The organism is Enterobacter hormaechei subsp. hoffmannii (genome assembly GCF_001729745.1).
GTDB classification, from domain to species: domain Bacteria; phylum Pseudomonadota; class Gammaproteobacteria; order Enterobacterales; family Enterobacteriaceae; genus Enterobacter; species Enterobacter intestinihominis.
Map to the genome: position 1 here is coordinate 4010514 of NZ_CP017186.1, position 19439 is coordinate 4029952.

The 19439-nt window shown below is 53.9% G+C and carries 15 protein-coding genes; 4 read left to right on the top strand and 11 right to left on the bottom strand.

Translation table 11 applies throughout. The annotated features are described in order from the left end of the window. Positions 1-609: 609 nt before the first annotated feature. The 4 genes from gltB (at position 610) to BFV65_RS18910 (ending at position 9206) form a co-directional block, all read left to right on the top strand. Positions 610-5070 carry a glutamate synthase large subunit gene (gltB, locus tag BFV65_RS18895; RefSeq protein WP_069596995.1) on the top strand — a complete coding sequence of 1487 codons (4461 nt, stop codon included), beginning with the start codon at positions 610-612 and terminating at the stop codon, positions 5068-5070. Positions 5071-5079: 9 nt separating this feature from the next. Continuing rightward, complete coding sequence (gene gltD / locus BFV65_RS18900) at positions 5080-6498, top strand: glutamate synthase subunit GltD (RefSeq protein WP_023298729.1); 1419 nt, start codon at positions 5080-5082, stop codon at positions 6496-6498. 187 nt (positions 6499-6685) lie between these two features. Further along, entirely contained in the window at positions 6686-7936 is a 1251-nt protein-coding gene (gene codB, locus BFV65_RS18905) for a cytosine permease (protein ID WP_069596996.1), read from the top strand. Continuing rightward, positions 7926-9206, top strand: a complete 1281-nt coding sequence (locus tag BFV65_RS18910; RefSeq protein ID WP_058677026.1) for a cytosine deaminase — start codon at positions 7926-7928, stop codon at positions 9204-9206. Before codB ends, BFV65_RS18910 begins: the two co-directional genes overlap by 11 nt. A 150-nt stretch (positions 9207-9356) precedes the next feature. Here the strand turns inward: BFV65_RS18910 and BFV65_RS18915 are convergent, their stop codons facing one another. The 11 genes from BFV65_RS18915 to zapE form a co-directional block, all read right to left on the bottom strand. Beyond that, positions 9357-10061, bottom strand: a complete 705-nt coding sequence (locus tag BFV65_RS18915; RefSeq protein ID WP_022649546.1) for a DUF1120 domain-containing protein — start codon at positions 10059-10061, stop codon at positions 9357-9359. Beyond that, the gene (locus tag BFV65_RS18920) at positions 10058-10588 is read right to left on the bottom strand and encodes a DUF1120 domain-containing protein (protein ID WP_022649547.1); all 531 of its coding nucleotides are present in this window, start codon (positions 10586-10588) and stop codon (positions 10058-10060) included. Before BFV65_RS18920 ends, BFV65_RS18915 begins: the two co-directional genes overlap by 4 nt. Then, a complete protein-coding gene (locus tag BFV65_RS18925) occupies positions 10585-12972 on the bottom strand; it encodes a fimbrial biogenesis usher protein (protein WP_069596997.1) in 2388 nt (795 codons plus the stop codon). The genes BFV65_RS18920 and BFV65_RS18925 overlap by 4 nt, the downstream gene beginning before the upstream one ends. Positions 12973-12996: 24 nt before the next feature. Then, the gene (locus tag BFV65_RS18930) at positions 12997-13668 is read right to left on the bottom strand and encodes a fimbria/pilus chaperone family protein (RefSeq protein WP_069596998.1); all 672 of its coding nucleotides are present in this window, start codon (positions 13666-13668) and stop codon (positions 12997-12999) included. Between the two features lie 147 nt (positions 13669-13815). Next, on the bottom strand, positions 13816-14562 hold the full coding sequence (locus tag BFV65_RS18935; protein ID WP_022649550.1) for a DUF1120 domain-containing protein: 747 nt from the start codon (positions 14560-14562) through the stop codon (positions 13816-13818). A 49-nt stretch (positions 14563-14611) separates the two neighbouring features. Then, positions 14612-15352, bottom strand: a complete 741-nt coding sequence (locus BFV65_RS18940) for a DUF1120 domain-containing protein (protein ID WP_022649551.1) — start codon at positions 15350-15352, stop codon at positions 14612-14614. A gap of 268 nt (positions 15353-15620) precedes the next feature. Further along, positions 15621-16118 (bottom strand): ClpXP protease specificity-enhancing factor, encoded by a 498-nt coding sequence (sspB, locus tag BFV65_RS18945; protein ID WP_069597117.1) that lies wholly within the window; start codon positions 16116-16118, stop codon positions 15621-15623. A gap of 5 nt (positions 16119-16123) precedes the next feature. Then, positions 16124-16762, bottom strand: coding sequence for a stringent starvation protein SspA (gene sspA, locus BFV65_RS18950; RefSeq protein WP_003860438.1), 639 nt, complete (start codon positions 16760-16762; stop codon positions 16124-16126). Positions 16763-17069: 307 nt separating this feature from the next. Further along, entirely contained in the window at positions 17070-17462 is a 393-nt protein-coding gene (rpsI, locus tag BFV65_RS18955; protein WP_003860436.1) for a 30S ribosomal protein S9, read from the bottom strand. A 15-nt stretch (positions 17463-17477) separates the two neighbouring features. Beyond that, the gene (rplM, locus tag BFV65_RS18960; RefSeq protein ID WP_003860434.1) at positions 17478-17906 is read right to left on the bottom strand and encodes a 50S ribosomal protein L13; all 429 of its coding nucleotides are present in this window, start codon (positions 17904-17906) and stop codon (positions 17478-17480) included. Positions 17907-18309: 403 nt separating this feature from the next. Further along, entirely contained in the window at positions 18310-19434 is a 1125-nt protein-coding gene (gene zapE, locus BFV65_RS18965; protein ID WP_069596999.1) for a cell division protein ZapE, read from the bottom strand. Between the last annotated feature and the right edge of the window lie 5 nt (positions 19435-19439).

Genomic DNA, 19439 nt, shown 5'->3' on the forward strand with positions numbered 1-19439 from the left:
CCTGGACGGCCTTTATCTGTTTGAATAAATAATCACGATTACCGAGATTTCATTCACCCTGTACGTAATTACTTTTCCTTATGTTCTGATGGTTTTTTTCATTTATAGCGCCAGGACTGAAAAACAGTGATTTTATGCGGGTTTGAATGCAACACCAGATTAATATTCTGCTATAAATCTGCATTTCAGCACGCTGCATCGATAATACCGCTTTAATATAGTGAGTCAGATCACACTCCCCTGCACCTCCCCGGTGCTTTAAGTGGTTGTAAAAATAGTTAAATACGTATTAAAAACAAAAAGATAACTACGCTTTAGCACATTTTTGTATAAATAAGATTGCCATTTGACCTGTGTACCAATTCCCGATAAGTTGGAAATCCGCTGGAAGCTTTCTGGATGAGCGGCCTGCTCATCATATTTATGCAGTAATTGAGATTCCCTCTGAAGCAAGTCCTCAAACTTGTTTACCTGCGCGAAAGGATGAAAAAGAGGGCGAATGCGAGGTCCGCGTATGAAACGCTAACCCCGTCGCCATGCTCTTTCTGCGCCTGTGCGCCACGGTAAAGTTCAGTGGGAAGCCCGACGAGCCTGGGGAGGTTCACTGATATGTTGTACGATAAATCCCTTGAGAAGGATAACTGTGGTTTCGGCCTGATCGCCCACATAGAAGGCGAACCTAGCCACAAGGTAGTGCGTACTGCTATTCACGCACTGGCCCGTATGCAGCACCGTGGCGCCATCCTTGCCGATGGTAAAACCGGCGACGGTTGCGGCCTGCTGCTGCAAAAACCGGATCGTTTCTTCCGCATCGTGGCGGAAGAGCGCGGCTGGCGTTTAGCCAAAAACTACGCTGTCGGTATGCTGTTCCTGAATCAGGATCCTGAAAAAGCTGCCGCGTCACGCCGCATCGTTGAAGAAGAACTTCAGCGTGAAACCCTGTCGATTGTCGGCTGGCGCGATGTGCCAACCAACGAAGGGGTGCTCGGTGAAATCGCCCTCTCCTCGCTGCCTCGTATTGAACAGATTTTCGTCAACGCGCCTGCGGGCTGGCGTCCGCGTGATATGGAACGCCGTCTGTTTATTGCCCGCCGCCGCATTGAAAAACGTCTTCAGGACGATAAAGAGTTCTACGTCTGTAGCCTCTCTAACCTGGTGAACATCTATAAAGGTCTATGCATGCCGGCTGACCTGCCGCGCTTCTACCTGGACCTGGCGGATCTGCGTCTGGAATCGGCCATTTGCCTGTTCCACCAGCGCTTCTCCACCAACACCGTTCCACGCTGGCCGCTGGCTCAGCCGTTCCGCTACCTGGCGCACAACGGTGAGATCAACACCATCACCGGTAACCGCCAGTGGGCCCGCGCCCGTACCTATAAGTTCCAGACCCCGCTGATCCCGGACCTGCACGATGCCGCGCCGTTCGTGAACGAAACCGGCTCGGACTCCAGCTCAATGGATAACATGCTGGAACTGCTGCTGGCGGGCGGGATGGATATCGTGCGCGCCATGCGTCTGCTTGTACCGCCGGCCTGGCAGAACAACCCGGATATGGACCCTGAGCTGCGCGCGTTCTTTGACTTTAACTCCATGCACATGGAGCCGTGGGATGGCCCGGCAGGCATCGTTATGTCCGACGGACGTTTTGCCGCCTGTAACCTGGACCGTAACGGTCTGCGTCCGGCGCGCTATGTCATTACCAAAGACAAGCTCATCACCTGTGCCTCTGAAGTGGGTATCTGGGATTACCAGCCAGACGAAGTGGTCGAGAAAGGCCGCGTCGGACCGGGCGAGCTGATGGTGATTGACACCCGCGGTGGGCGTATTCTGCACTCTGCTGAAACCGACAACGATCTGAAGAGCCGCCATCCGTACAAAGAGTGGATGGAGAAAAACGTGCGTCGTCTGGTGCCGTTTGAAGATCTGTCAGACGAAGAAGTGGGTAGACGCGAGCTGGACGATGACACCCTCGCGAGCTTCCAGAAGCAGTTTAACTACAGCGCGGAAGAGCTGGACTCGGTTATTCGCGTGCTCGGCGAAAACGGCCAGGAAGCGGTCGGCTCAATGGGTGACGATACCCCGTTTGCTGTGCTCTCCAGCCAGCCACGCATTATTTACGACTATTTCCGTCAGCAGTTTGCGCAAGTCACCAACCCGCCAATCGATCCGCTGCGCGAAGCCCACGTCATGTCGCTGGCCACCAGCATCGGCCGTGAGATGAACGTATTCTGTGAAGCCGAAGGTCAGGCGCACCGTCTGACCTTTAAATCACCGATCCTGCTGTACTCCGATTTCAAACAGCTCACCACCATGACCGAGGAGCACTATCGCGCCGACACGCTCGATATCACCTTCGACGTGACCGAAACGAGCCTCGAAGAGACGGTGAACGTGCTGTGCGACAAAGCCGAGCAGATGGTGCGTAACGGCACCGTTCTGCTGGTGCTGTCTGACCGCAACATCGCGAAAAACCGTCTGCCGGTGCCTGCACCCATGGCGGTGGGGGCTATCCAGACGCGTCTGGTGGACAAGAGCCTGCGCTGCGATGCCAACATCATCGTTGAAACTGCGAGCGCGCGCGACCCGCACCACTTTGCGGTGCTGTTAGGCTTTGGCGCCACGGCGATCTACCCGTATCTGGCCTACGAAACACTGGCCCGCCTGGTGGATACCCGCGCGATCGACAAAGACTACCGTGCTGTGATGCTGAACTACCGTAACGGCATCAACAAAGGTCTGTACAAGATCATGTCCAAAATGGGCATCTCGACCATCGCCTCTTACCGCTGCTCGAAGCTGTTTGAGGCGGTCGGTCTGCATGACGACGTTGCCAACCTCTGCTTCCAGGGCGTGATCAGCCGTATTGGTGGCGCAGGCTTTGCTGACTTCCAGCAGGATCTGGTGAACCTGTCGAAACGCGCCTGGCTGGCACGTAAGCCGCTGGAACAGGGCGGTCTGCTGAAATACGTTCACGGGGGTGAGTATCACGCTTATAACCCGGACGTGGTGCGCACACTGCAACAGGCGGTGCAAAGCGGCGAGTACAGCGATTATCAGCAGTATGCTGATCTGGTGAACAACCGTCCGGCGGCGACGCTGCGCGATCTCATTGCCCTCAATCCGGGTGAGGAAGCGGTCAGCATTGACGAGGTTGAACCCGCATCTGAACTGTTCAAACGTTTCGATACCGCGGCGATGTCCATCGGCGCGCTGAGCCCGGAAGCCCACGAAGCGCTGGCGGAAGCCATGAACAGCATCGGCGGCAACTCCAACTCCGGCGAAGGCGGTGAAGATCCTGCCCGTTACGGCACCAATAAAGTGTCCCGTATCAAGCAGGTAGCGTCCGGCCGTTTCGGCGTAACGCCTGCGTACCTGGTTAACGCCGACGTGATCCAGATTAAGGTCGCGCAGGGGGCAAAACCGGGTGAAGGCGGTCAGCTGCCGGGTGATAAAGTCACCCCGTACATCGCTAAGCTTCGCTACTCGGTGCCGGGCGTGACGCTGATCTCCCCGCCGCCACACCACGATATTTACTCTATCGAGGATCTGGCGCAGCTGATTTTCGACCTGAAACAGGTCAACCCGAAAGCGATGATCTCCGTGAAGCTGGTTTCCGAGCCGGGCGTTGGCACCATCGCCACCGGCGTGGCGAAAGCCTATGCGGATTTGATCACCATCGCCGGCTACGACGGCGGCACCGGCGCAAGCCCGCTCTCCTCCGTAAAATATGCGGGTTGTCCGTGGGAGCTTGGCCTGGTGGAAACCCAGCAGGCGCTGGTCGCCAACGGCCTGCGTCACAAAATCCGTTTGCAGGTAGACGGCGGGCTGAAAACCGGCCTCGACATCATCAAAGCGGCGATTCTGGGTGCGGAAAGCTTCGGCTTCGGTACCGGCCCGATGGTTGCGCTCGGCTGTAAATACCTGCGTATTTGCCACCTGAACAACTGCGCAACGGGCGTTGCTACCCAGGACGAAAAGCTGCGTAAGAATCACTATCACGGCCTCCCGTTCAAAGTGACTAACTACTTTGACTTCATCGCCCGTGAAACCCGCGAGCTGATGGCGCAGCTGGGCGTGAAGCGTCTGGTGGATCTGATTGGCCGTACCGACCTGCTGAAAGAGCTTGAGGGCTTCACGGCCAAGCAGCAGAAGCTGGAGCTGTCTAAGCTGCTGGAAACCGCTCAGCCGCATCCTGGCAAAGCGGTTTACTGCACCGAGAACAACCCGCCGTTCGACAACGGCGTGCTGAACGCGCAGCTGCTGCAACAGGCGAAGCCGTACGTGGATGAGAAGCAGAGCAAAACGTTCTGGTTTGATATCCGCAACACCGATCGTTCCGTGGGTGCATCCCTCTCCGGTTACATCGCGCAAACGCACGGTGACCAGGGCCTGGCGTCGGATCCGATTACCGCGCACTTCAGCGGTACCGCGGGTCAGAGCTTCGGTGTGTGGAACGCGGGCGGCGTTGAGTTATACCTGACCGGTGATGCCAACGACTACGTCGGAAAAGGCATGGCGGGCGGTCTGCTGGCGGTGCGACCTCCGGTTGGTTCAGCCTTCCGCAGCCATGAAGCAAGCATTATCGGCAATACCTGTCTGTACGGTGCAACCGGCGGTCGTCTGTTTGCCGCGGGCCGTGCGGGCGAGCGTTTTGCGGTGCGTAACTCCGGTGCCATCACCGTGGTGGAAGGCATCGGCGATAACGGCTGTGAATACATGACGGGCGGAATTGTGTGCGTCCTGGGTAAAACCGGCGTGAACTTTGGCGCGGGCATGACGGGCGGTTTTGCCTACGTCCTGGATGAAGACGGTGAGTTCCGCAAACGCGTGAACCCGGAACTGGTGGAAGTGCTGGACGTTGATACGCTGGCCATCCACGAAGAACACCTGCGCGGCTTAATTACCGAACACGTGCAGCATACCGGTTCTTCGCGCGGCGAAGAGATCCTGGCCAACTGGCCGGCGTTCTCTGCGAAATTTGCGCTGGTTAAGCCGAAGTCCAGCGATGTTAAAGCCCTGTTGGGTCACCGTAGTCGTAGCGCAGCAGAGCTGCGCGTGCAGGCGCAGTAAGGAATTCAGATGAGCCAGAACGTTTACCAGTTTATCGACCTTCAGCGTGTTGATCCGCCAAAGAAACCGCTGAAGATCCGTAAAATTGAATTTGTTGAAATCTACGAGCCGTTTTCAGAAGGCCAGGCCAAAGCACAGGCAGACCGCTGCCTGTCCTGCGGTAACCCTTACTGCGAATGGAAGTGTCCGGTCCATAACTACATCCCGAACTGGCTGAAGCTGGCCAACGAAGGGCGTATTTTTGAAGCCGCCGAGCTGTCTCATCAGACCAACACCCTGCCGGAAGTGTGCGGCCGCGTGTGCCCTCAGGATCGTCTGTGTGAAGGCTCCTGTACGCTGAACGACGAGTTTGGCGCGGTGACCATCGGCAACATCGAACGCTATATCAACGATAAAGCGTTCGAAATGGGCTGGCGTCCGGATATGACCGGCGTGCGTCAAACCGACAAGCGCGTGGCGATTATCGGCGCGGGCCCGGCAGGCCTGGCCTGTGCGGACGTGCTGACCCGTAACGGCGTGAAAGCGGTGGTCTTTGATCGCCACCCGGAGATTGGCGGCCTGCTGACCTTCGGTATCCCGGCCTTCAAGCTGGAGAAAGAGGTGATGACCCGCCGCCGCGAAATCTTCACCGGCATGGGCATTGAGTTCAAACTCAACACCGAAGTGGGCCGCGACGTGCAGCTCGACGACCTGCTGAAAGATTACGACGCCGTGTTCCTGGGCGTAGGCACTTATCAGTCCATGCGCGGTGGTCTGGAGAACGAAGATGCGCCAGGCGTGTACGACGCGCTGCCGTTCCTGATTGCGAATACCAAACAGCTAATGGGCTACGGCGAGACCGCCGATGAGCCGTTCGTCAGCATGGAAGGCAAACGCGTGGTGGTGCTGGGCGGCGGTGATACCGCGATGGACTGCGTGCGTACCTCCATTCGTCAGAACGCGGCGCACGTCATCTGTGCTTACCGTCGTGACGAAGAGAACATGCCGGGCTCTAAGCGCGAAGTGAAAAACGCGCGTGAAGAGGGCGTGGAGTTCCAGTTCAACATCCAGCCTCTGGGTATTGAGGTGAATGCCAACGGTAGAGTGAGCGGCGTGAAGATGGCGCGCACGGAGATGGGCGCGCCGGATGCGAAAGGCCGTCGTCGCGCGGAGATCGTGGCCGGTTCTGAACACGTGATCCCGGCTGACGCCGTGGTGATGGCGTTTGGTTTCCGTCCTCACAGCATGGAGTGGCTGGCGAAGCACAGCGTAGAGCTGGACTCTCAGGGCCGCATAATTGCGCCGGAAGGCAGCGACAACGCGTTCCAGACCAGCAACCCGAAAATCTTCGCCGGTGGCGACATCGTTCGCGGCTCTGACCTGGTGGTGACGGCGATTGCCGAAGGCCGTAAAGCGGCTGACGGGATCATGAACTTCCTGGAAGTGTAAGCCCCTCTGACTCCCCGGCAGAAGCATAAAGCGGAACGCTGGGGAGCCTGTTTTCAGTAGCCTGCCCTTAAGTTAATGATACCTTTTTAAGCAAAAAAGCAGCATGAATCCAGACGTAAACGTTTGCTTTCATGAAAAAACTGTATATTATGCGGCGGATTTTTTGGCCAAAATTCAAGGAGGCGTTGTGTCGCAAGATAACAATTATAGCCAGGGCCCCGTCCCTCTGGCGGCGCGGAAAGGCGTGATTCCACTCACTTTTGTGATGTTAGGGTTAACCTTTTTTTCCGCCAGTATGTGGACCGGAGGTACGCTCGGTACCGGTCTTTCCTATAATGATTTCTTCCTTGCAGTTCTCTTCGGCAATCTCCTCCTCGGTATTTACACTGCTTTTCTTGGCTACATTGGCGCAAAAACCGGCCTCTCAACCCATCTTCTTGCGCGTTACTCGTTCGGTATAAAAGGTTCCTGGCTTCCCTCCATGCTTTTAGGCGGTACGCAGGTAGGATGGTTTGGCGTCGGCGTAGCGATGTTTGCCATCCCGGTGAGTAAAGCCACGGGCATCGACGTCAATATCCTGATCGCGGTATCCGGTCTGTTGATGACCATGACCATCTTCTTTGGTATCTCAGCGCTGACGATTCTGTCGATCATCGCCGTTCCCGCGATAGTTATCCTCGGCAGCTACTCCGTCTGGCTGGCGGTGCACGGCGTGGGCGGGCTGGATCATTTAAAAGCGATGGTGCCACAGACCCCGCTCAGTTTTTCAGGCGCGCTGGCGCTGGTCGTCGGCTCCTTCATCAGCGCCGGAACGCTGACCGCCGACTTCGTCCGCTTTGGGCGTAACGCGAAAGGCGCCGTGGTGGTGGCAATGGTGGCGTTTTTCCTTGGCAACTCGCTGATGTTTATCTTCGGTGCGGCAGGCGCCGCGGCAGTTGGACAGGCGGATATCTCGGACGTGATGATCGCTCAGGGGCTACTGCTGCCCGCCATTATCGTTCTCGGCCTGAACATCTGGACAACCAACGACAACGCGCTCTATGCGTCGGGTCTGGGCTTTGCCAACGTGACCGGCCTTTCCAGCCGCACGCTGTCGGTGGTTAACGGTATTATCGGCACGCTCTGCGCGCTGTGGCTGTACAATAACTTTGTCGGCTGGCTCACCTTTCTGTCGGCGGCGATCCCTCCCGTCGGTGGGGTGATTATCGCCGACTATCTGATCAACCGCCGCCGCTACGCCAGCTTCCATAGCGCTACCTTTGTGCCGGTCAACTGGGTAGCCATTCTTTCAGTCGCGCTCGGCGTGGCTGCCGGGAATATTATTCCCGGTATAGTGCCGGTGAATGCGGTCCTCGGCGGCGTATTCATCTACCTTCTGTTAACCCCCTTAGTCAGACGTACCTTTGCTACCGCCCCGGAGGCTCCACATGCAGAATAATACCCTCACCATTCGTCAGGCCCGTTTACAGGGGCAAGAGGGGTTATGGCAGATCGCAATTGAAAACGGGCGCTTTAGCCGTATTGAACCGCAGGACGCGGCATCGTCACCTGTGGGCCAGGTGCTTGATGCTGAAGGCGGGCTGATCATTCCCCCTTTCGTTGAGCCGCATATCCATCTGGATACCACTCAAACGGCTGGTGAACCGAGCTGGAACCAGTCTGGTACCTTATTCGAGGGGATTGAGCGCTGGGCTGAACGTAAGGCGCTGCTCACCCACGAAGATGTTAAGACCCGCGCAATGCAGACGCTGAAGTGGCAGATGGCCAACGGCATTCAGCATGTGCGTACTCACGTTGACGTCTCCGATCCCACGCTGACGGCGCTGAAAGCGATGCTGGAAGTGAAGCAGGAGGTCGCCCCGTGGGTCGATCTGCAAATCGTGGCGTTCCCCCAGGAGGGCATTCTTTCTTATCCCAACGGTGAAGCGTTGCTGGAAGAGGCGGTGCGTATGGGGGCGGACGTCATTGGCGCAATTCCGCACTTTGAATTTACCCGCGAGTATGGTGTGGAGTCGTTGCACAAAACCTTCGCACTGGCGCAGAAGTACGACAGGCTGATCGACGTACACTGCGACGAAATCGATGATGAACAGTCGCGCTTCGTGGAAACCGTCGCCGCGCTGGCGCACCGTGACGGGATGGGCGCGCGCGTTACCGCCAGCCATACCACAGCGATGCACTCCTATAATGGCGCCTACGCGTCCCGCCTGTTTCGTTTGCTGAAAATGTCGGGCATCAACTTCGTCGCCAATCCGCTGGTGAACATCCACCTTCAGGGCCGTTTCGACACCTATCCTAAGCGCCGCGGCGTAACGCGCGTGAAAGAGATGCTGGAGGCGGGGATCAACGTCTGCTTTGGGCATGATGACGTTTTCGATCCGTGGTATCCCCTGGGCACCGCCAATATGTTGCAGGTGCTGCATATGGGTTTACACGTCTGCCAGCTGATGGGGTACGGGCAGATTAACGACGGGCTGAATCTGATCACCACCCACAGCGCGAAAACGCTCAACCTGCAGGACTACGGCGTGAAGGTGGGTAATTCTGCGAACCTGGTTGTTTTACCGGCCGAAAATGGCTTTGATGCGGTTCGTCGCCAGACGCCAGCGCGTTATTCTGTTCGTCACGGGCGGGTTATCGCCGAGACGGTACCCAGCCAGACAACGCTGCATCTGACGCAGCCGGAAGCGGTAACCTTTAAACGGTAATTATCGCTTCAGGAAATCTCATCCGGAGACGTATCAGCCTGTTTACGCTTTATCAGGTCTACAAATCGCAGCCTCTTTGCAGACCTGGTAAGCGCGGCGCCAGTGGTGAACTGGCGCGTCTATTTTCGATATTCTTTTACAGAAAAGAGATTATAAATAGACCAGCGTAATCACCGCCTCGCCGTCCAGCTTGATCTCTTGCCCGCTGCCAAGCCCGTTGGCGACAGCGGCGCTCACCTGTAGCGGAACAACCGCCGATGAGATCGGCTGCGGAATATCCGTGCCTTTTTGCACAAACGTATAGAAAAAGTCCTGCTGGGTCGGCAAGGGCAATAGCGTCGTGCGCGTCCATGGACCATTTTTGGTCGCGGCCCCGGCGATCTCCACCTGAACAGCGGCACTTTCGTCGGCTGCCGTCACGCCTGCCGCGTTAATTTGCACCCCATAACTGCCAATCGGCTTCTGCTCGCTGGTCAATCCTAAACCAAACAGGCGGGTCGTATCACGCACATAGGCACCGTTATTTATCTGGAATTTTACCCCTTCTTGCCCGGATTTATCTTTGCCAACGACCACGGAACTGGCGCGGGTATCACGCGCGGTAATCGCAACTCCCGTAGAAGATTCACACGTCACCGATAGTGTAAGATCGCGAGTACCAAGCTGTGTGAATGCGCTGGAGGAGAGCGACCCCGCATAGCGCGTGCCGAAATCTGCCACACCGCCATTGCTCAACGCCGGTGTACAGGCGGCAGCGTCAACGGTGACATCCACATCAATATTGACCGTATCAGTTGCCCATACCGCTGAAGCGGCAGACATTCCGCAGAGTAATAGCGCTATACGCTTTTTCATTGTACATCCATCCTTACGCGTAAATTTCCGCGCCACACTTCTCTGTCCGTAATATGGTTACTTTTGAAGCGCGGTTTGATGGTAAGCGTGACAGACGCCGTTTTTCCCCGCAGCTCCTGACCGTTGATAAACGCAATCCCTTCGTTAAGCGCTGGCGCGATCTCTCTCACGCCGCCATTGGTAACCCACGGGTCGCCGGCATGAATAGCCGCCAGATTGACTGTACGATCGTCCACCGTTGCCTGCGCGGCAGTAACGCGCATGACGCCGTTATCACCAAAACCAAATTCATGCCCTTTCGGTACGTTACTGCCCAGAAAGAGACGAATACGCGACGGTTCATCGCATATCACGTTCAGGACAATCTGTTTCTCCGGCATCTCAATCAACCTGTTCCCTTCCGCCTGGCGCTCTGCGGCACTCATACGGCCATAGCTGAGTTTTTGCTGGCTTGATACTAACTGGCAGTCAGCCATAGCATGCAGAGAAAACGCCATTGCGCACACGGCTAAAAAAAGCGCCTTCATTTACACACCTCATTGACAGTTTCATAGAATGTATCGGTATTTGCCTCTTTCGGAAGCTTCAGACCAAATGCACAGGTGCCGTTATCCAGTTTTGCCACCACCTGTAGAGCAGGTTCAACATCGTTAAAAAAGACCACGCCGTCATCCACTGAGGTCGTAAGATAATTTCCGTGCGAATCCTCAAGGGCGATCCCTTTCGGCAGCTTTTTACCGTTTGCCAGGGTAACGTTCACCAGTGCACGTCGCTGGGTTAACGCAGTAAAATCAAGATGCCCTACCGCTCCTTTGCCAAGCGTGACGACACGGGTTCCATTCCCGATATCCATATTTTTCGGCAATGTTTCCGTATCCACTTCTACCCGCGCTGGGCGCCAGGCTCCCACTGACGGTACCACTGCCTGACCACGGAAGTCGGTCCATACCGGCCCCTGGGGCGTGTCAATCCTCACACCGGAGACGGGTTTATCCAGAGCAGCGATCGCGAACGTGTCGCGGATCGCCCATGGAGAGAACGTAACGCCTTGTCCATGAACCGCGATGCCCCCCTGTAGCGATCCTGAATAGCTGCGGCTATTCTCGTTATCCGAACTGGCGCTCAGGCCAAGCTGCGTATAGTGAAGGTTGCTGCTTATCCCACCGTTTACATTATCGCGATTCGTGGCCTGATCGTGTTCAGCTCCCAGCGACCAGGATGTGGTATCACTTACAACGCCAAGCGCAGAGGCGCCATACCGCGTTTTATGGTCATCATGACGGCTGTACAGGCTAACGCTATTGCTGGCACCAAAAGGAATACTGAGGTTGACGTAGAACAGATCGCCATCATCCTCATTCTCCTCATCTGCACTCAACTGATGTTGCCAGTTCATGGAAATCGTGGCGTACTTGAATGACTTGTTCCAACCCGCAGAGATGAAGCGGGAATCATCTGACTTATCATAACCCTGCGTTTGGTAGTAGCTGGTGCTAAGCGTGCCTAAGTAGGGCACACTCCAGGTCAGCCCGGCGGAATACTCATTTTTATTACCGCTGTCGAAATCATCATCCAGTGCTTCAAAAAGTTCGCGATAGTCTTGCGATTTATGCGTAACAGAGGCGTTAGCCCCCATGCCAAATGCGGGGTCAGAACTCCATGTTGCCGATAGCGTGTACCTCTGCCCTTTCAGTGAATCTTTCGAATCGTTGGACTGGTTCGCCTGGAGTGAAACAAGCCAGGCTGGTAGCGGCACTGTATCAAGGCTGGTGGCGACAGCCTGGTAATCTTCGCCTACGATTGAGCCTGCGTTGAAATTCACCCGTTCGCTTAGTTTCCAGCCTCCAGAAAGGCTGGCTACCCATGGCGTTTCACTATAGCTATCGCTCACTCGTCCCAGCGCGAAGTGATATCCTGAAGGCGCCCCTGCGCTCTGGTTATACAGCGCTGCGGGCACCACATAGCTGTGCTGGCTGCCATCGGTTTCCACTACCGTCACGTTCAGATCGCTAACGCCGTTACGTACCGGCACATCGGTGAGATTAAACGGCCCGACCGGCACCAGTGTGCTGTACACCAGAACATTTTGCTGACGCACTTCAATACGGGCCTGAGGCGTATTGGCGATACCGGACACGCTCACTCCGCTACCGCCCTGTTGTAAGGCGCTCTCCGGTGAAAGCTCGATACCATAGATTCCCGTTCCCTGAAGAAGGGAGTTATTGATATTGACCTCGCCCGCCCTCAGGGTACTTTTCAGGGGGACAAAAGTATGCTGCAAATAGGTCGACGAGTTATTACTCTCGAATTCTCCGTCGCTCCGGCTCAGCAGTTGCTGAGTACGTAAGATCCAGTCGTCGAAATTGACCCCACCGTCCAGCATGGCCTGTGAATAGTCTGAGTGCCCGTCACCAAACTCATTGCGCGAGGAGAGAAGAGAATAATTCAACAGCGCAGCAGTGCCACCGGAAGTATAAGCTCCGATATCCGATTCGCTGTTTGCTATCCGATCCGCCGGTACAACCAGACTTAGAGATTCTTGCGCAGGCGAAGCCTCCACAATAGCGCTCGGGATATGACCGGTATAATCGTAGCAGCCGGACTCATAGTCAGAGGGAACTTTTAATCCTGCCTGCTCCATAAAAGGTTTGTCGAAACAGAGATCGCCGTTGTTGTCGAAACGAGCAATAACGTTGCCTTTATTATCACCATTCACCTTCAGGGCGACGGAAACGCTACCCGGTAAATACTTCGTCTTGCGAGAGAAATAATTTGATACGTCCGGGTTTATCCCCAGTGAACGAAGCGTTTCCTGATCAAAATTAATGGCAGCAGTCTCCATCTGCTGAGCCATCGCCTGGCCAGAACAGACCAGGCCAATGAGACAGGCGAGTAACGTTTTTTGCTGCATATCCTTTGCTGTCCTTATAGAGGCTTACTTCAAATCTGTAGTAAAGCGATCCCCTTTATAGCCGTAACGACTCGCCGGATAGAATTCAACTTTATTATCAGAGAAATTTGGTAATGTTGTTTTTATCGAGGTGTGAGGAAGGATGTAGGTCTTATCCAGCACACCCGCTTTTCCTGAGGGTAATGTTTTAAAGGATGCCGTTATACGAACAACGTAATCGCTGGAATTGTTGATAACCAGGCCATCACCCTTTTTGTTCCATGTCAAAAATTTCCATGGCTGCGTCTCCTCAGGTAGACCCGCAGGATGAATTACAACAGGAAGATCCTGGCGGATAGTCAACGCAACTTTATCTTCTCCTTTCTCCTTTGGAGGAATGCCTTCGAACGTGACGCGTTTAAGTTCTTCATACTTCATGGGTTTGCTGGTTTGCAGCAGAAAACGCATTCGCTGTGTTTCCCCGGCGTCGACACGGACTACAGGTTGAGAAACGATTAAACGAATAGATTTATCGCTATCAGGTAAATCTACAATGTTTGTATAAAGCAATGCAGGTTGCGAATCCGTATTTTTAACATTCATACTGGCTTCGCCTTTTTGTGCATCGACTAATAAAACCGATGTTTCTGGAACCATACCGGTGGCACAACACTTTGTCGCTACAGCCAACAACGCAAGATATAGAATTTTCTTCATGACTTTCCACTCACATAAATAAATAAAAATCATACCGGCATTATTTTTATTATTCTTGCGGCAGAGAAAGCTATTTTAATGCAAAAAAAGCGTGACAATGGCTTTTAAATACTCTAACCATTGCCACGTTAATTAAGCGTTAAATTATTAGAGATATACCAGACTAATGGTTGCGTTACCGTCCAGCGTAATTACGTCAGTCGTACCTAATACCGAGTTATCCTGCACTGCAGAGGTAACCAGCAACGGCACGCTAAGCTGTTTGAAGGCTTTTGGCTGCGTGGTACCGGCTGTTGCTACGGTATTCGCTTTTTGGTAGCCCGTGCAGCCATTAAGCGAGCAGAGGTAACCCAGGCCTGGCGCAACTTTCTCCCAGGAACGCTGGCCTTCAGTGATGCTCCCTGTTACCAGGGTGTCAACATTCGCGCCATCCGCTGTGACCGCTTCAGTATTGATGGCAACGGTGTAAGCACCAATGCTCACGCCAGCGGTGGTTTTACCCAGACCAAAGGCACCAGCGGTGTTGCTGAAGTCTGATTTATCCGTACCGCTACCTGCGATAAACGCGGTTGAAGACAGGTTAACGCGACTGTCCAGGCGGTTATCGGTGGAGGTAAAAGCAACGCTCATGTTGCTTTCGCAACTGATATTTAGCGTGATGCTTTTCTGCCCCAATTGTACCAGCTTGTTTGTCGCACCGGTCGGTGCAATATTTTGGTTCAGTACCGTTCCATAATCTACAACGCCGCCATCAGGCAGGGTCGGCGTACATGCAGCCGGGTTAATCGTACCGACAACTTTCAGCGTAACATCGTTAGCGGCCTGGGCAGCAAAAGCGGATAAACCGAAGGCTACGGCGACGGTTGCTGCCGAGAGTACTTTTTTAAATTCCATTATTTTCATTTCCCGATTTATTTTCTACAGCATTTAGCAATAACGAATATCAAAGATAAACAAGGCTCAGCGTGGCATTACCGTCAAGCGTGATAGTATCGCCTGTACCCAATACAGTGTTGTCCTGAAGCGCAGTTGTAATGCGTAACGGCATATTCATAACTTTAAAAGCTTTTGGTGTGGTGGTTCCCGATGCAGCAGCCGTAAAGACACGTGTCTGGCCTGTGCCACTGTTAACTGGTGCAAAAGCACCCGTACTGGATTTTACCCAGGTATAATTTGATGTATCGGTACCTGTGGCTGCAATGAGATCAGCGACAACACCATCTGTTGTTGTATTAACGGGATCTGCTGCAATGACATAGGAGCCAATATTCACACCCGCACTCGTTTTACCCAAGCCATAGGCGTTTCCTGAAGCGTTAGCATTTACATTATCGAAAAACCCATTTTCAATATAAGCGGCGCTCCCCAGGCCCACACGAGTATCATGGCGGTTATCCGTAGAAGTCACCCCAACGCTGGTATCGCTGTCACAGGTAATAGTGAGAGTAATACTTTTAGCCCCCAACTGAACCAGTGTATTCGCCGTGCCAGTGGGATTGATGGTAGAAGCTGGCATTGTGCCATAATCTACCACTCCACCGTTTGGCAGCGAGGGTACGCAGGAACCAGGAACGATATTACCAATAACTTTCAACGTCACATCATTAGCAGCGTGTGCATTTGACATGGCGAGGGCTGCACAAATAGCAGCAGATGAAAATAATTTTTTAAAAGTGATATTCATAATTTGTCCTTAAAAGAAAATCCGTTTTTGTTAACGCACATATATATTTTCACAGGGTGATATCGGATACAATCAAATTAAAATAAAACATTATTGAAGATAAATTTAACTGTCCTACAGAAAATAACCCAACAAGATTAATCCCATGCCAATTAATAGACCGATATCTTTTGCAAAGACACAAGTTTTTTAGAGAGTAATTTTATGCAGAAAATAAAAAAACCTGCACAGTTGTGCAGGTTCGGAAAAATATTGTGCTTTATGAAGTTTATTTGACGACACGTAGTGCCGGACGACCACCGCGCGGAGGCGGATCGTCATTAGGGTCATTGTCGTCGTGATGATCGGGTTTATCGCCATCAATCACAGACATTACCGTGTCGCTTTCACGTTCATCGGATGTCCCATCATCGTTCAGGCTGGCGACCTCTTCATCATAAGCCGCTTCCGGTTCGAACATGGTACCTGCACCGTTTTCACGGGCGTAGATAGCCAGAACCGCAGCCAGCGGAACGGAAACCTGACGCGGCACGCCGCCGAAACGCGCATTAAAGCGCACTTCGTCGTTCGCCAGTTCCAGGTTACCCACTGCACGTGGCGCAATATTCAGTACAATCTGTCCGTCGCGTGCGTATTCCATTGGAACCTGCACGCCCGGCAACGTCACATCCACAACCAGGTGCGGCGTGAGCTGGTTATCCAGCAGCCATTCATAGAAGGCGCGCAGCAGATACGGACGGCGTGGTGAAAGTTGTGACATTTCCACAGTCATTAGCCTCGGCCGAGACGCATTTCGCGCTCCGGTTCAGTTAAGGATGCCAGGAAAGAGTCGCGTTCGAATACGCGAGTCATGTAGCCTTTCAGCTCTTTCGCGCCAGGACCGCTGAATTCTACGCCCAGGGTTGGCAGGCGCCACAGCAGCGGTGCCAGGTAGCAATCTACCAGGCTGAACTCATCGCTCAGGAAGAAAGGTTTTTGACCAAATACCGGCGCAATCGCCAGCAGCTCTTCACGCAGCTGTTTACGCGCAGCATCCGCTTCTGAAGAGGAACCGTTAACGATAACGTTCATCAGCGAGTACCAGTCTTTCTCGATACGCTGCATGTACAGGCGGCTTTCACCACGCGCAACAGGGTAAACAGGCATCAGTGGCGGATGCGGGAAACGCTCATCCAGGTATTCCATAATGATACGGGATTCCCACAGGGTCAGCTCACGATCCACCAGCGTCGGTACGCTTTGGCTCGGGTTGAGATCGATCAGATCCTGAGGCGGGTTATCCTTTTCCACATGCTCGATCTCAAAACTGACACCCTTCTCGGCCAGCACGATACGAACCTGATGGCTATAAATGTCAGTAGGACCAGAAAACAGCGTCATTACCGAACGTTTGTTGGCAGCGACAGCCATGAAAACCTCCAGGTATATTCAGAATTTTTACTGCTACCAGCCCAACGGGGCCAGCCAGATGATGTATCGCCCATCCCAGAGAAAACACATTGTTCAAGAATCGAACAAAAATCGAGTATTCACCGATATTTGGGCATAAAATTGGATGATAGTTTACCAGATTTTGATGGCTTTGTGGTGAGGGGATGCCGGAAATGTGGAAAAAGAGAAGATATATGAAATGTTACTGTGGATAACCTGCGCATTATCCATAAAAAAACCCGCCGAAGCGGGTTTTTCGCCAATCGTTCTGCGTAAGCAGAATAGATTAACGTTTGGAGAACTGTGGACGACGACGTGCTTTACGCAGACCCACTTTCTTACGTTCAACCTGACGAGCGTCACGAGTAACGAAGCCAGCTTTACGCAGTTCAGAACGCAGGGATTCGTCGTACTCCATCAGCGCGCGGGTGATACCGTGACGGATCGCACCTGCCTGACCGGAGATACCACCACCTTTAACGGTGATGTACAGATCCAGTTTTTCTACCATATCAACCAGTTCCAGCGGCTGGCGAACTACCATGCGGGCAGTTTCGCGACCGAAGTATTGTTCCAGAGAACGCTGGTTAATTACGATTTTACCACTGCCCGGTTTAATGAAAACGCGAGCTGCGGAACTTTTGCGGCGACCAGTGCCGTAGTATTGATTTTCAGCCATTGCCTATAATCCCGATTAGATGTCAAGAACTTGCGGTTGCTGTGCCGCGTGGTTGTGCTCGTTGCCTGCGTAAACTTTCAGTTTACGGAACATAGCACGACCCAGCGGGCCTTTTGGCAGCATGCCTTTAACCGCGATTTCAATCACACGCTCAGGACGGCGGGCAATCATCTCTTCAAAGGTCGCTTCTTTGATACCACCGATGTGGCCGGTGTGGTGGTAGTACATTTTGTCAGTACGCTTGTTGCCGGTAACAGCAACTTTGTCAGCGTTCAGAACGATGATGTAATCACCGGTATCAACGTGCGGAGTATATTCCGCTTTATGCTTACCGCGCAGGCGACGAGCCAGTTCAGTAGCCAGACGGCCCAGAGTTTTACCGGTCGCGTCAACAACATACCAGTCGCGCTGTACGGTTTCTGGTTTAGCTGTAAAAGTTTTCATTAAAAGCTTACCCAAATAATAAGTTACACGTTGGTGAACACCCAAACGTTTAGTCAGTTGAGGTTCACACGACAAAGTCCGGCAAACCTACCCCTTCGAATAGCACATGCCGACACATAGAAAGTTTCGGGAAAAAAACCTTCTCGTAACGTGGGGTCGCAAGATTATAGAGAAGTTGAGGTCAAAGATCGACCCTTAAATGTGATTTGGGATGGGTTTTTCGGGGCTACGTATTGTGCGGTCTGGTGCCCTCACCCCCAGCCCCTCTCCCACGGGGAGAGGGTAGCGTTTGTTAAGGTCTGGTGCCCTCACCCCCAGCCCCTCTCCCACAGGGAGAGGGTAGCGTTTGTTAAGGCCTGGTGCCCTCACCCACAGCCCCTCTCCCACGGGGAGAGGGTAGCATTTATGGCATATGCTCACGCTTGAGGTACTCTTCGCTCTGCATCTCTTGCAGGCGCGACAGGCAGCGCTGGAACTCAAACTTCAGGCGCTCGCCCTGATAGATCTCATATAAAGGCACCTCGGCACTGACTACCAGCTTGACGTGGCGCTCATAAAACTCGTCCACCAGCGCGATGAAGCGGCGCGCTTCGCTCTCCATGAGTGGGGTCATGACGGGCACATCCCATAACATAACGGTATGGAACAGACGCGAAAGCGCAATGTAGTCATGCTGGCTGCGGGCGTCCACGCAGAGCGTTGCAAACGAGACGGCCAGCGTCTGGTTCTCTACGCCAAGCGTCGGCAACGGACGATGATTAATCTCCAGCGCTGGCGCGTTATCCCGCGGCGCCCCTGCCAGCGCCAGCCAGAGTTTATCCATCTCGCTGGCTGTGTCGGCGTTCAGCGGTGAAAGCCACAGGTGCGCCTGCGTCAGCGTGCGCAAACGATAGTCGACGCCAGCGTCGACATTCATGATGTCGCAGTACTGCTTAATGGCATCTATGGCTGGCAGGAAACGCGCCCGCTGGAGACCGTTGCGATAAAGCTCATCCGGCGGGATATTTGAGGTCGCCACCAGGGTGATCCCACGCGCAAACAGCGCTTTCATCAGCCCCCCCAGCAGCATCGCGTCCGTAATATCGGAAACAAAGAATTCGTCGAAGCAGAGTACGTCCGTTTCCGCCTTGAAGCGGTCCGCCACGATTTCCAGCGGGTCGGTTTCGCCCTGGAGCGCCGTCAACTCCTCATGAACCCGCAGCATAAAACGGTGAAAGTGCAGACGCTGCTTACGCGTGCCGGGCAGGCTCTGGTAGAACATGTCCATCAGCCAGGTCTTACCCCGCCCAACGCCGCCCCACATATATAAGCCACGAACCGGTGCGTTTACCGTGGGCTCTTTTTTGCCCAGTAAACGGCCGAATGCCGCCTTCAGCCCACTGCTCTGCACCGCATCGGCGGGTTTCGCCAGAAGCTCCTGGTAAATCGTGTCCAGGCGGTTTACCGCTTCAAGCTGGACATCATCCGGCTGGTGTGTGCCCTCACTCAGGGCGAGTTGGTAACGCGATGATGGGGACAGGTTTTGCATGATGT

Bases quoted from the DNA above. Each gene is read 5' to 3' on its own strand.
- rplM (WP_003860434.1), bottom strand. From the start codon at position 17,906: ATGAAAACTTTTACAGCTAAACCAGAAACCGTACAGCGCGACTGGTAT.
- BFV65_RS18935 (WP_022649550.1), bottom strand. From the start codon at position 14,562: ATGGAATTTAAAAAAGTACTCTCGGCAGCAACCGTCGCCGTAGCCTTC.
- BFV65_RS18930 (WP_069596998.1), bottom strand. From the start codon at position 13,668: ATGAAGAAAATTCTATATCTTGCGTTGTTGGCTGTAGCGACAAAGTGT.
- zapE (WP_069596999.1), bottom strand. From the start codon at position 19,434: ATGCAAAACCTGTCCCCATCATCGCGTTACCAACTCGCCCTGAGTGAG.
- BFV65_RS18925 (WP_069596997.1), bottom strand. From the start codon at position 12,972: ATGCAGCAAAAAACGTTACTCGCCTGTCTCATTGGCCTGGTCTGTTCT.
- BFV65_RS18940 (WP_022649551.1), bottom strand. From the start codon at position 15,352: ATGAATATCACTTTTAAAAAATTATTTTCATCTGCTGCTATTTGTGCA.
- rpsI (WP_003860436.1), bottom strand. From the start codon at position 17,462: ATGGCTGAAAATCAATACTACGGCACTGGTCGCCGCAAAAGTTCCGCA.
- gltD (WP_023298729.1), top strand. From the start codon at position 5,080: ATGAGCCAGAACGTTTACCAGTTTATCGACCTTCAGCGTGTTGATCCG.
- BFV65_RS18920 (WP_022649547.1), bottom strand. From the start codon at position 10,588: ATGAAGGCGCTTTTTTTAGCCGTGTGCGCAATGGCGTTTTCTCTGCAT.
- sspA (WP_003860438.1), bottom strand. From the start codon at position 16,762: ATGGCTGTCGCTGCCAACAAACGTTCGGTAATGACGCTGTTTTCTGGT.
- BFV65_RS18910 (WP_058677026.1), top strand. From the start codon at position 7,926: ATGCAGAATAATACCCTCACCATTCGTCAGGCCCGTTTACAGGGGCAA.
- gltB (WP_069596995.1), top strand. From the start codon at position 610: ATGTTGTACGATAAATCCCTTGAGAAGGATAACTGTGGTTTCGGCCTG.
- BFV65_RS18915 (WP_022649546.1), bottom strand. From the start codon at position 10,061: ATGAAAAAGCGTATAGCGCTATTACTCTGCGGAATGTCTGCCGCTTCA.